The following is a 12,190-nucleotide window of genomic DNA, read 5'->3' on the forward strand; positions in this document are numbered from 1 at the left end:
TCACCGTCCGGCCACCCGTGGCGGCTCCATCGTCCAGGCCGCCTGCTGGCCGGTCCTGGAGCCGAACTTCATGTGGTGCGGCCGGCCCAGCTTGAGCTGGGTGAAATCGACCTTCCACTGCTCGTTCAGGGCCTTGCCGTCCCAGGCGAACAGCTTCACGAACTGCTCGTTGTCCTTGCCGGCCTTGTCCCAGTTGGCCAGCAGCGAGGAACTCACGTAGATCCGCTTGCCGTCCCAGCTTTGCGAGATCATGTTGACCTGGGCGCCGGTCTGCTTGGCATAGGTCTGGCGCGGCGCTTCCGGGTTGCTGAGGTCGAAGTAGCGGGTGGTGCCGTCCATGAAGGTGTTGACCCAGAGACCCTTGCCGTCGGCACGCATCGAGATGTCGACCGGCAGCGGGGTCTTGGCCGGATCGCCGATCGTAGCCACGTCCTTCGCCTGCCACTGCCCCTTGGCGTCCTTCTTCACCAGCCACAGCTTGGAGGTGAGCGCGGTGGCGGTGATGGCCCAGTCGTCGCCTTCCTTGAGCGACCAGCGGATCTCGAGCGGCGCGCCCGGTACGCTCAGCACCTGTTCCGGCTGCATCGCCTTCAGGTTCCACACGACCATGGTGTTGCCGAACTGTTTCATTGCGCCCTGGTCCTTGATCAAAGTGCCGAGCGGCGTCATGTAGTTCTTCTTGCCGGTGAAGCTGGAGCTGAGCATCGCATTGCGGGCCGGGTTGACGGCCAGGTCGTAGCCGTACCCGTCCCCACCCTTAGTCGCAGGCATGTCGTACTTCTGGATGAACTCGCCCTTGTTGTTATACAGGGCCATGCCCGTCGCGCCGCCGCCATCCTTCGTATTCGACAGCGCCCCGATCAGCATGCGTCCGGGCAGCGCGTAGAAGGTGTGCGGGCCCACCAGGCCGCTGCGCTTGGCGAAGTCGGCGATCGTGTTCACCAGGCGCGGCTTGCCGGGATCGGTATGGATGTCGAAGACGTAGATCTTGCTGTCGTCCAGGCCGCCGGCCCAGAGGAAACGGCGGTCGTCGGTGAAGCCGGCGTGGTGGGCTTCGCCGCGTCCGCCCACCGACACCTGGGCCACGACCTTGCCGAAGGTTGTCGATTTGGGATTGGCGTCGAGGGTGACCAGCTTGTCCGAGCCGTCGCCCATGCCGGGCACGCCCAGGGTCCACACGTAGACGAAGTCTTCCTGGCCCTTGATCAGGTTGGACAGGTAAGGCGAGTTGCAGGTTTCGTCGGCCAAGGCCGGCGGGGCGATCCAGCCGAGCAAACAGACGGCGAGCGCGGCTGCGCCGGTGAGGCGGTTGAGCTGCATGGTGGTCTCCTGTCAGGCAAACCATCAGCATCGCCGGCCCTGCGCATCGCGGTTTGCGCTGGATCAAATCCCGCCACCGGACCGGACTCAAGCCCTACCGCGCAAAGGTCTCGGCCACCATGCCGCGCAGCCACTGGTTGCCCGGGTCCTGGTTGTAGCGCCGGTGCCAGAACATATTGGTCTGCAGTTGCGGCAGGTTCAGGGGCGGCGTAATCCAGGCCAGGCCGAAGGGCGGACCGGCGCGCTCGGCCAGCTTTTGCGGCACCGTCACCACCAGTTCGCTGCTCTGAATGATGTAGGGCACGGCCGTGAAATGCGGCACCCGGAAGCGCGTCGAAGCGCCGATGCCGGCCTTTTCCAGCAGCTGGTTGATGCGGTCGTAGGGGCTTTCGCTGGAGTCCACGAACAGGTGCTCGGCGGCCGCGAAACGCGCCAGGTCGACCTTGCCTTCGGTCAGCGGGTGGCCGCGCCGTACCATGCTCACATAGGGCTGGCGAAACAGCAGGCGCTGGTACAGGGCTTCTGAAATGTCCTCGAAGGGGCCAATGGCAAGGTCGACGCGGCCGCTTTCCATCTCTTCCTTGAGGGCGATGCTGCCCGCCCGGCGCGAACTGAGCTGCACCTGCGGCGCCAGAGCGCGACAGCGCTCGATCAGGGCCGGCATGAAGTGCACCTCGCCGACGTCGGTCATGGCGATGGTGAAGCGGCGCGCGCTGCTGGCCGGATCGAAGCCGCTGCGCCGGTTCAGCGCCAATGCGACCTGGGCCAGGGCGCTGCCGACCGGCTCGGCCAGGCTCTCGGCGAAGGGCGTGGGCTGCATGCCCTGCCCGGTGCGCACGAAGAGCTCGTCGCCGAACAGGCGGCGCAGGCGCGACAGCGCATTGCTGACGGCCGACTGGCTCAGGTTCAGGCGCCGCGCGGCGCTGGAAATCTGGCGTTCGCGGTAGACCTCCTGGAACACGGCCAACAAGTTCAAATCGACGTCATGGGGTTCGATCACGGGTGCTCCGATATTGATTTGGTAAATAGTCTACATTCATCTATTCACGTCGTAAAATACCAACGCCTGACTTAGAGTGCAAAAAACGACCTTCCACGAGGAGACTGGCATGACCCAGCACATCCGCACCGAGACGGGCTACCAGTCCGGCTTCGGCAACGAATTCGCCACCGAAGCCCTGCCCGGCGCATTACCGAAGCACCAAAACTCGCCGCAGCGCGTCGCCTATGGCCTGTATGCCGAGCAGATTTCCGGCACCGCCTTCACGGCGTTGCGCAGCCACAACCGCCGCTCTTGGCTGTACCGCATCCGCCCGGCGGCCATGCACGGCCCCTTCGAGCAGATCGACAGCGGGCGCATTGTCGCGAACTTCGGCCACGTTCCTCCGCCACCGAACCAGATGCGCTGGAGCCCGCTGCCGATGCCGGAAGCGCCCACCGACTTCATCGACGGCTGGGTAACGATGGCCGGCAACGGCTCGGCCGAGAGCATGAACGGCTGCGCGATCCACCTGTACGCCGCGAACCGCTCGATGACGGACCGATTCTTCTACAGCGCCGACGGCGAGCTGCTGGTCGTGCCGCAGCATGGCCGCCTCGAGATCGCCACCGAACTGGGCACGCTGGACGTGGAGCCGCAGGAAATCGCCGTCATCCCGCGCGGCATCCGTTTCCAGGTCCGCCTGCCGGACGGAGAAGCGCGCGGCTACATCTGCGAGAACTTCGGCGCCCTGCTGCGCCTGCCCGACCTGGGCCCGATCGGCTCGAACGGCCTGGCCAACCCGCGCGACTTCCTCACGCCAATTGCACGCTACGAAGACCGCGAAGGCGACTTCGAACTGGTCGCCAAGTTCTGCGGCAACTTGTGGAGCGCAAAGATCGGCCACTCGCCGCTGGACGTGGTCGCCTGGCACGGCAACTACGCACCCTATAAATACGACCTGCGCCACTTCAATACCATCGGCTCGATCAGCTACGACCACCCGGACCCGTCGATCTTCCTGGTGCTGCAGTCGCCTTCCGACACCCCGGGCGTCGACACCCTCGACTTCGTGATCTTCCCGCCGCGCTGGCTGGCCGCCGAGAACACCTTCCGCCCACCCTGGTTTCACCGCAATGTCGCGAGCGAATTCATGGGCCTGGTGCAGGGCGCCTACGACGCCAAGGCCGAGGGATTCGTCCCCGGCGGCGCCAGCCTGCACAACTGCATGAGCGGCCACGGCCCGGACGCGGCGACCTTCGAAAAGGCGAGCGCGGCCGATACGAGCAAACCCGGCAAGGTGCTTGATACCATGGCCTTCATGTTCGAAACCCGCACCGTGCTGTGCCCAACCGCGCACGCTCTCGCCTCGCCCCAACTGCAGGGCGGCTACCACGAGTGCTGGGCCGGCATCCGCAAGAACTTCCGCCTGACGCCCTGAGCCATGGCGCACCAGCAGATCCTTCACTTCGAGACGAGCGGCCGCGGCAGCCGCGACATCACGCGCGAGGTCGCCGAGGTCGTGGCCGCATCGAAGGTCGAATGCGGCCTGGTGCAAGTCTTCGTCCAGCACACCAGCTGCTCGCTGACGATCACGGAGAATGCCGATCCCGACGTGCGGCGCGACCTGGAAACGGTATTGAGCCGGCTGGCACCGGACGGCGACCCGGCCTACCGCCACGACGACGAGGGACCGGACGACATGTCCGCCCACGTGCGCACGGTGTTGACGGACAGCGGCATGACTGTGCCGATCGGAGGCGGGCGTATGCTGCTGGGAACATGGCAAGGCATCTATCTCCTTGAACACCGGACCAGCCCCCTCCGGCGCACGCTGGTGGTGACCGTCATAGGCTGAACAATTAGTTCCAGTTACAAACTTGTTCCTGTCGGTATTCTTTACACTGGTCAACAAGAGTTGTCGAAAGAATATTCTAATATGTTACAAATCAACGGTTTATGCTTGCTGGCACGGGGCTTGCATATAGTGGAGCTCACAACAAAACGGGGGTTCCATGAAAGCGTTGAATTTGAAGAGCATTCTGATGGCTGCGGTTGCGGCAACGGGTTTTGCCACCTGCAACGTCATGGCCGATCCACTTTTCGGCAGTTTCGATAGCGCCAATTCCGGTGCCAAAACCGAAGTCGATTTCATCAACCAGGCGTCCGGCGGTTCCTACACCGCAGACGATCTCCTGAAGGACGACTCGCCTGTCGCAGCGCTGATCGATGGCGTCTGGACCATCAGTGCACCAAGCTCGCCGGGCTGGTTCCTGCTTAAGTTTGGCCTGCCAACCAACGGCGCTAACGAGAATGTCTGGAATACCAAGCTGGACACTTATGTATTCCGCAACGACGCCAGCCTGACCCAGCTGACCTGGACCAACGACCTGGTGAATTTCCTGAGCGGCGGCGATTGCCGTGTTGGCAACGATGGCCCATGCAACATCGGACGCCTGAGTCATGTGACCTGGGTTCCAGGCGGAGGCTCCGGCAACCCAGGCGGCAATCCGGGCGAAGTGCCGGAACCGGCATCGCTGGCCCTGCTGGGCGCCGGCCTGGCGGGCATGGCCCTGCGCCGTCGCCGCGGCTGATCCGCGCGCATGCAGCAATGAAAATGGCGCCCCGCAGGGCGCCATTTTCGTTTCCGGCGACAGCGTCGCAGCCGCTCAGCGGACCGTCACGCTGACCGACTTCGTGCTGGCATTGCCTGCCGCATCGCGTGCGGTGACGGTGACCGTGTGGGTCCCGGCCTTGGTCTTCTTCGTGTTCCAGTTATAGGACAGCGAACCGCCCTGGCCGCTGGCCACCGTGAGGCCGTCGATCGCCAGCGTGGTGCGGATGCCGGCGGCGCCCGCGTTGTCGCTGGCGCTGACGCTGACCGCGACGTTGCCGTTCACGGTGCCGGCGACCGGGTTGTTGATGGCGACGACGGGGGCCGCCGTATCGGCGGCGACCACGGTCGTGGCCGTGGCGTTGGCGACGTTGACCGCCACCGTGGCCGAGCTGCCGGCATTGCCTGCAGCGTCGTAGGCAACGGCGACCAGGTTGGCCATGCCGTTGGCGACGCCCGCCGAATTCCAGCTGAAGCTGTACGGCGCGGCGCTGTTGGTGGCGACCACGGTGCCGTTGACTTTCAGGTCGACGCGCGTCACGCCGACGTTGTCCGAGGCGTTCACCGTCACCGCCACCGCGCCCGACACCGAGCTGCTGCCCAGCGGCGCGGCGATCGCTGCCAGCGGCGCCGTGGCGTCGACCGGGTTCACGAAGGCCCTGGCGGCGCTGACGGCCGCGGCGGCGTTCACGCGGCCGTAGCCGAAAACCGGATCGCGCCCGGCCGCGCCCAGGTCGACGGCGGTCTTGAACAGCAGCGACTCGACCTGCTCGCCCGACAGGTCGGGACGCGCCGCCATCATCAGGCCGGCCACGCCGGCGCTCACCGGGCTGGCAAACGAGGTGCCGTTCCAGGCCGAATAGCCCAGCGCATTGTTGGTGGTCCAAATGCCGGTGCCCGGCGCGGCCAGCGAGACGAAGCTGCCCCAGCTCGAGAAGCTGGATTTGGCGTCGTAGCTGTCGGTCGAGGACACGATGATGAAGGCGGTGTCCGGCACCACGTTCTCGTCGATGTTGTTGTTGCCGGCCGAGATGAAGACGAGCCCGCCCTTGCTCTTCATGTAGCGCGCCGCGCTTTTCACGGCCGAGCTGCCGGCGATGCCGACGAAGCTGACGTTGGCGACGCGCGCGCCATGGTCGGCGGCATAGGTGATGCCGCTGGCGATGGTGCTGAAATAGGCCGGGCAGCCGCCCGTGCTGTCCTTGTAGACGATCCGCACCGGCATGATCCTGGCGGCGCCGGCAATGCCGGCCACGCCCATGGCGTTATTGGTGCTGGCGGCGGCCGTGCCGGCCACGGCGGTGCCGTGGCCGCACAGGTCGCTGGTGTCGGTATTGTTGTCCTGCACGTTAAAACCCGGCACCAGGCGGTCCTTCAGGTCCGGGTGGGCGGCGTTCACGCCGGTGTCGAGCACGGCGATCGTGATGCCGCTGCCCTGGGTGCTGTCCCAGGCGCTTGGTGCGCCGATCTTGCCGATGTGCCAGGCGCTGCCGATGTAAGGGTCGTTGACGGCCATCGCCGGCTGCACCTTGCGGTCGAGTTCGGCGAACTTCAGTTCGGGGCGGCGCGACAGCTTGGCGACCACGTCTTCCTCCGACAGGCCCGGCGGCAGGTCGACGACCTGCATGCGGCTCTGGCCGAGCTTGCGGCGCTTGCCGCCGTGGGCCTTGACCAGGGTGTCGAGTTCCGCGTCGGACAGGCCGGCGCGCGCTTCGATCAGGATGCGGCCGCGTGCAAAATCGCCCTGCGCAGCCGGTGGCGCGGCAAGGGCGGCGTGACCGAAGCTTGCCGACAGGCCCGCCAGGGCGAGCGCTGCGGCGGTTTTGCGGAGGGTGAAAGCGTTCGTGGCGGTATGCATGGCAAGCGAATCCTGTAAAAGTTGGTTTCACAGGATTGCTGGCGTGCACGAACGTGCGAACAGAGCGTCGCAGCGTGTTGTCCTTGCCTGGCAGTCCTGCCGTCATGGAGCCAGGTAGGCTCGTTAGACCGTTGACTTTGCGTCCACCGCTTTCGCGGTGTTTGCCCTTTTCAGTTACTGAACGGAGTGTAGGTGCGTTTTTTCCACACGGCAATCAAATTTTGCAGGAAATGTGCTCGCTGTCGTGGTTCTTTCTACAAAGGATGGTGTTTCGCATATCAGCTCATGACAAGCAACTATTGGTTGTAATCAAAACGCTAACGGAAATATGGCGCCGTGTTGGCTGCAACCTGCCTGAACTCCTCCTCCGTCAGCGGCAGCCGCCGAAATGCCGCCCAGGCTTCTTTCGGCCGTAGGTTGTCGCCCTGCGCCGAGTCAGTCCCGTAGAGGATGCGCCCCATGCCGATCTGGCGCAGGTGCTTGACGAGCAAGGCGGCGTCTTCCGGCGTCGTGTCGTTCTGGGCGATCGAGGCGACGTCGAAATACAGCTTGCGCGTGGCGGGGTGGCCGCGTTCGACCGCCGCGGCCAGGGTCGCCAGCACCGCGCGCGAGGGCGGGTCGTCGAAGCCCGGACCGGTGCCCGCCAGGTGCGCAATCTGCACCGGGACATCGGGCGCCGCCGGCAGCACCTTGTCGAGGAAGGCCTGGGCTTCGGGCGCGCCATAGGGCCGCTTGTTGCGGATGCTGGCGCGCATGTGGACGACAATCGCCATGCCCTCGCGATTGGCGGCCGCGAATACCTCGGCCAGGCGCTTCAGGTGCGTCTCCTGGTCCAGCTGCACGTCCGAATTCCCCAGATGCAGCTTGATGCCGCGCTTCAGGCCCGGCTGCCCGGCGCAGCGTTTGATTTCCTGGAGCGCGTAGTCGGCGAAGGGTGCGATCCCGCAAAAGGCCAGCAGCCGGCCGGGAAACTGCGCCGCCTGCGCCCCCGTCCAGTCGTTCTCGCGCCGTACCTGCGCATATTCGTCCGCCACCTGGCGCCGCGGGCTGCCGTACATGTAGGCGGTCGACAGCAGCACGGCCTTGCGGATGCCGGCGGCGTCGAGCAGGGCCACGACTTCCTTCGCCGGCAGCGGCTTGAGGCCGGAGTCCTTGCCGATCAGGGCGATGATCTCGTCGCTGAACAGGTGCTGGTGATGGTCGGCGGCAGGCATCGACTGCGCCTGCGCGGCGCCGCACAGCAGGAAAGCCGCGAGCGCGGCAAGGGGGATGCGTCGGGTCTGCATGTCGTCTCCGTTGTTGGAATTGGTCAGCGCGACCTTAGCACCCCGGCCCGCCCTGCCCCAGCGCCTCGCGACGAAGCGTCGAAATCGGCGCATGAAGGGCGCGCCGGAGGCCCCGCCTGCGGTGCGGCTCGCGCGTTCCGAACATGCGATGATGTCAATTCGTTATCGATACCGTTCCGGAGACGCATCGCGTACTTATGATCACCGACATCCTGATCATTCTTTTCCTCATCCTGCTCAATGGCGTATTCGCGATGTCGGAACTGGCGCTGGTCTCGGCCAAGCGCATGCGGCTGGAGAAATCGGCCGCCGAGGGCAGCCGCGGGGCGCGTACCGCGCTCGAGCTGGCCGACGAACCGAGCCACTTCCTGTCGACCGTCCAGGTCGGCATCACCCTGATCAGCATCTTCAACGGCGCCTTCGGCGAAGCCTCGCTGGTGGCGCACCTGACGCCGCAATTCAAGGAGATGCCCTTCCTGGCGCCCTACGCCTACCAGGCCTCGCTCGGGCTGGTGGTGGTCTGCATCACGGTCGCCTCGATCATCCTCGGCGAACTGGTGCCCAAGCGGATCGCGATGCAGTACCCGGAAGCGATGGCCACGCTGATCGCGCCGCCGCTGCGCCTGCTGTCGGTCGTGATGTCGCCTTTTGTGAAGCTGCTGGCGCTGGCAACCGAGGCCATCGTGCGGCTGTTCGGCATGGGCCATCACAAGGAAGAGGCGCCGACCGAGGAAGACATCACCGGCATGATCCGCGAGAGCACCGACGCCGGCGTGTTCGAAAAAACCGAATACGACATCGTCTCGCGCGCGCTGCGCCTGGACGACAAGCATTTGAAATCCCTGATGACGCCGCGCGTCGACCTGACCCTGGTCGACCTCGACATCCCGCGCGAGGACAACCTGGCGCGCATCGCCGGCAGCCGCTACAGCCGCATGCCGGTCTGCCGCGGCGACCGCTCGCGCATCATCGGTTTCGTCCACTGCCGCGACCTGCTGGCCCAGGCCGTACGCGCGCGCTCGATCGATGCCATCGACATCGAAGCGGCCGTGCAGGAGATTTTATATGTGCCGGAAACCATCAGTGCCATGGCCCTGCTCGAGCTGTTCAAGAAGAACAAGGCGGAAATCGCGCTGATCGTCGACGAATACGGCGACATCCACGGCATGGTCACGCTGACCGACGTGATGAGCGCGCTGGTGGGCGACGTCTCGGTGATCGGCGAGGAAGGCGAGAACGACGCCGTGCAGCGCGAGGACGGCAGCTGGCTGCTCGACGGCGGCGTCGCCCTCGAGCGCTTCCGCGACATCCTGGCGACCGACCTGCGCTTCCCCGACGAAAGCGCGGGCGCCTACCACACGCTGGCCGGCTTCATGATGTACCAGCTCGGCAGCATCCCGAAGATCGCCGAGACCGCGCACTGGGGCGAGTACTGCTTCGAGGTGATGGACATGGACGGCAACCGGATCGACCAGCTGCTGGTGACGCATGTGCCGCCGGCGCATGCGACGGCGGACAATGGGCGCGATCAAGACGAGAACGCATCTTAATGTTCGATTAATACTGCTGAGTTAAGCTGGGTCCCCGGACAACGTTGCCTACGGAGCCCATCGTGGATGCCATCAACCTCGGACCCCTGGTCCTGCCCCTGCGGGTCCTGAGCCCGCTCGCCGCGCTGGGCGTGGCGAATTTTGCCGCCTGGCTGTGGCAACGCCGCCGCGGCGTCGATGCCGGTCCGGCCCTGTGGCGCATGACCGTGTGGGGCTTCATCGCGGCGCGCGCCGTCTTCATCCTCAGGCACCTCGACGTTTACCTGGCGGCCCCGCTGACGATGCTCGACATCCGCGACGGGGGCTTCGTCGCCTATGCCGGGCTGCTGGTGGCCTGCGCGGTCGGCTTCGAGCGCGTGCTGCGCGAGCCGGCGCTGCGCCGGCCGCTGCTGGGCGCGGCGCTGGCGGGCATCCTTGTTTTCGCCGGCGCCAATCTCGCGATCCGCGCGAGCCAGCCGGCCCGGGCGCCCCTCCCTGACCTCGTCCTGCAGCGCCTGGAAGGCGGCACGCTGCGCCTTCCCGAGCTGAAAGGGAAACCGGTCGTCCTCAATTTGTGGGCGACCTGGTGTCCGCCCTGCCGGCGCGAGATGCCGGCCATGGCGGAGGCCCAAGCAGCCCATCCAGAAGTGACTTTCGTGTTCGTGAATACGGGCGAGCAGGCCGAGGCGGTGCGGCGCTACCTGGAAGATGGGGGCCTGCAGCTGCCGAACGTCGTGCTCGACGGCCTGCACAGCACGGCGCGGGCGGTTGGCGCGAGCGGCTATCCGACTACCCTGTTCTACGACAGCCGCGGTATGCTGGCGGCACGCCACATGGGAGAGATCTCGCGCGCGGGGCTGGAGGAACAGCTGGCAGTCGTGCGCGGCCGGCCCTGATGCGGCGCGGGCCGGGCAGCGCACCTTGTGTGCGCCGCGCTGTCCAGACATCGGAGGAGGAACGACATGCAGATCGACTGGCAGCACTTCACACCCTGGACCTCGCTGGCCGGCGGCATGCTGATCGGCCTCGCCGCGGCGCTGCTGATCCTGGTGCACGGCCGCATCGCGGGCATCAGCGGCATCCTCGGCGGCCTGCTGCGGCCGAGCGCCGGCGACAACGCCTGGCGCCTGTTTTTCCTGCTCGGCCTGGTGCTCGCGCCCCTGCTCTGGCGCATCGTCGCGCCGCTGCCGCTGCCGAATATCGAAGCCAGCCCTGCGATGCTGCTCGCGGCCGGCCTGCTGGTCGGGATCGGCACCCGCTACGGTTCCGGCTGCACCAGCGGCCACGGCGTGTGCGGCATGGCGCGCCTGTCGCCGCGCTCGGCCGCGGCCACCTGCACCTTTGTCGCGGTCGGCTTCGTCACGGTCTGGCTGCTGCGCCACGTCTTCGCCTGAGGTTCGCCATGTATTTAGTCTCCGCTTTCGCCATCGGCCTGGTCTTCGGACTGGGCCTGATTCTCTCCGGCCTGACCGATCCGGCCAAGGTGCTGGCTTTCCTCGACCTGGCCGGCAGCTGGGACCCCTCGCTGCTGTTCACGATGGGCGGCGCCACCATGGTGGCCGCGATCGGTTTTCGCCTGGCCCGCATCCGCCCCGCGGCCCTGCACGGCGGTCCGATCCGCCTGCCGGTCGCCGGCACGCTCGACCGCCGGCTGGTACTGGGCAGCGTCGTGTTCGGCGTCGGCTGGGGACTGGCCGGCTTCTGTCCCGGACCGGCACTGGCCTCGCTCGCGACCGGCTTGAGCGGTCCGCTGCTGTTCGTCCTCGCGATGGTGGCCGGCATGGGCGTGTTCGAACTGGCCGAGCGCTGGCGGCCGGGGCGCTCCAAACCCGCCTGAGGTCCCCGGCGCTGCCGTACAATGGCGCGCGAGGAGACACCATGCACATCAATCCGATCCAGCTTTTCGACGCCGAGTCGTCGACCTACACCTATATTTTGGCTGCCGCAAATGGCGAAGCCGCCATCATCGACCCGGTCGACCGCCACTGCGAACGCGACCTGGCGCACCTGCGCCGGCTCGGCCTGCGTCTGGCCTACGCACTCGAAACCCACGCCCACGCCGACCACGTCACCTCGAGCGGACGCCTGCGCGAACTGACCGGCGCCCTGGCCTGCGCGCCCAGCGGCTGCGGCATCGCGCCGGCCGACCGCCAGCTCGAGGATGGCGAAGTCGTGCGCTTCGGCGATGAGGCGATCACCGTGCTGCACACGCCCGGCCACACGGCGGGCAGCGTCAGCTTCCTCTGGCGCGGCAACCTGTTCACGGGCGATACCCTCCTGATCGACGGCTGCGGCCGCACCGATTTCCAGGGCGGCAGCGCCGGCGCGCTCTACGACAGCGTGCACGATAAACTGTTCGCGCTGCCGGACGCGACCCGGGTCTGGCCGGGACACGATTACCGCGGCCAGAGCGTCTCCACCATCGGCTGGGAAAAACGCCACAACGCGCGCCTGGCCGGGCGCGCACGCGACGACTTCATCGCCCTGATGGGGGCGCTGGACCTGCCGCAGCCGAAGCTGATCGACGTCGCCGTGCCGGCCAACCGGCGCCTGGGCCTCGCGCACGCAGCCTGAGCCGCGCCCGGGCGGTTCAGGCCGCCCCAT

Annotated in this window: 12 protein-coding genes and 1 riboswitch; of the genes, 8 read left to right on the top strand and 4 right to left on the bottom strand. The window is 66.6% G+C overall.

From position 1 onward, the window contains the following. Positions 1–1,320, bottom strand: coding sequence for a methanethiol oxidase (gene mtoX / locus ACFPQ5_RS10060; protein ID WP_379754395.1), 1,320 nt, complete (start codon positions 1,318–1,320; stop codon positions 1–3). 94 nt (positions 1,321–1,414) lie between these two features. Continuing rightward, positions 1,415–2,320, bottom strand: coding sequence for a LysR family transcriptional regulator (locus ACFPQ5_RS10065; protein WP_379754398.1), 906 nt, complete (start codon positions 2,318–2,320; stop codon positions 1,415–1,417). 109 nt (positions 2,321–2,429) lie between these two features. On the opposite strand from ACFPQ5_RS10065, the gene hmgA reads away from it, so the two are divergent. The 3 genes from hmgA to ACFPQ5_RS10080 all read left to right on the top strand — a co-directional run bounded on the left by hmgA (position 2,430) and on the right by ACFPQ5_RS10080 (position 4,893). Further along, positions 2,430–3,740: a homogentisate 1,2-dioxygenase gene (hmgA, locus tag ACFPQ5_RS10070; protein ID WP_379754401.1), complete on the top strand. Its 1,311-nt coding sequence runs from the start codon at positions 2,430–2,432 to the stop codon at positions 3,738–3,740. A gap of 3 nt (positions 3,741–3,743) precedes the next feature. Then, the gene (locus ACFPQ5_RS10075) at positions 3,744–4,157 is read left to right on the top strand and encodes a secondary thiamine-phosphate synthase enzyme YjbQ (RefSeq protein WP_379754404.1); all 414 of its coding nucleotides are present in this window, start codon (positions 3,744–3,746) and stop codon (positions 4,155–4,157) included. 157 nt (positions 4,158–4,314) lie between these two features. After that, on the top strand, positions 4,315–4,893 hold the full coding sequence (locus tag ACFPQ5_RS10080; RefSeq protein WP_379754407.1) for a PEP-CTERM sorting domain-containing protein: 579 nt from the start codon (positions 4,315–4,317) through the stop codon (positions 4,891–4,893). Positions 4,894–4,968: 75 nt separating this feature from the next. Here ACFPQ5_RS10080 and ACFPQ5_RS10085 read toward each other — a convergent pair whose 3' ends face one another. Beyond that, positions 4,969–6,771 carry a S8 family serine peptidase gene (locus tag ACFPQ5_RS10085; RefSeq protein ID WP_379754410.1) on the bottom strand — a complete coding sequence of 601 codons (1,803 nt, stop codon included), beginning with the start codon at positions 6,769–6,771 and terminating at the stop codon, positions 4,969–4,971. 86 nt (positions 6,772–6,857) lie between these two features. Then, positions 6,858–6,947, bottom strand: a riboswitch (cyclic di-GMP riboswitch). Between the two features lie 141 nt (positions 6,948–7,088). After that, positions 7,089–8,057: an amidohydrolase family protein gene (locus tag ACFPQ5_RS10090; protein WP_379754413.1), complete on the bottom strand. Its 969-nt coding sequence runs from the start codon at positions 8,055–8,057 to the stop codon at positions 7,089–7,091. Positions 8,058–8,254: 197 nt separating this feature from the next. Between ACFPQ5_RS10090 and ACFPQ5_RS10095 the strand changes: the two genes are divergently transcribed. The 5 genes from ACFPQ5_RS10095 (at position 8,255) to ACFPQ5_RS10115 (ending at position 12,160) form a co-directional block, all read left to right on the top strand. Further along, the gene (locus ACFPQ5_RS10095) at positions 8,255–9,607 is read left to right on the top strand and encodes a hemolysin family protein (protein WP_379754416.1); all 1,353 of its coding nucleotides are present in this window, start codon (positions 8,255–8,257) and stop codon (positions 9,605–9,607) included. A gap of 62 nt (positions 9,608–9,669) precedes the next feature. Beyond that, positions 9,670–10,482, top strand: coding sequence for a redoxin domain-containing protein (locus tag ACFPQ5_RS10100; protein WP_379754419.1), 813 nt, complete (start codon positions 9,670–9,672; stop codon positions 10,480–10,482). Positions 10,483–10,548: 66 nt separating this feature from the next. Then, positions 10,549–10,980, top strand: a complete 432-nt coding sequence (locus tag ACFPQ5_RS10105; RefSeq protein ID WP_379754422.1) for a YeeE/YedE family protein — start codon at positions 10,549–10,551, stop codon at positions 10,978–10,980. 8 nt (positions 10,981–10,988) lie between these two features. Further along, a complete protein-coding gene (locus tag ACFPQ5_RS10110) occupies positions 10,989–11,423 on the top strand; it encodes a YeeE/YedE family protein (protein ID WP_379754425.1) in 435 nt (144 codons plus the stop codon). Positions 11,424–11,464: 41 nt separating this feature from the next. After that, positions 11,465–12,160, top strand: a complete 696-nt coding sequence (locus ACFPQ5_RS10115) for an MBL fold metallo-hydrolase (protein WP_379754428.1) — start codon at positions 11,465–11,467, stop codon at positions 12,158–12,160. Positions 12,161–12,190 lie beyond the last annotated feature (30 nt).

The sequence above is a fragment of the Massilia suwonensis genome, assembly GCF_042655665.1.
Lineage (GTDB): Bacteria > Pseudomonadota > Gammaproteobacteria > Burkholderiales > Burkholderiaceae_D > Telluria > Telluria suwonensis.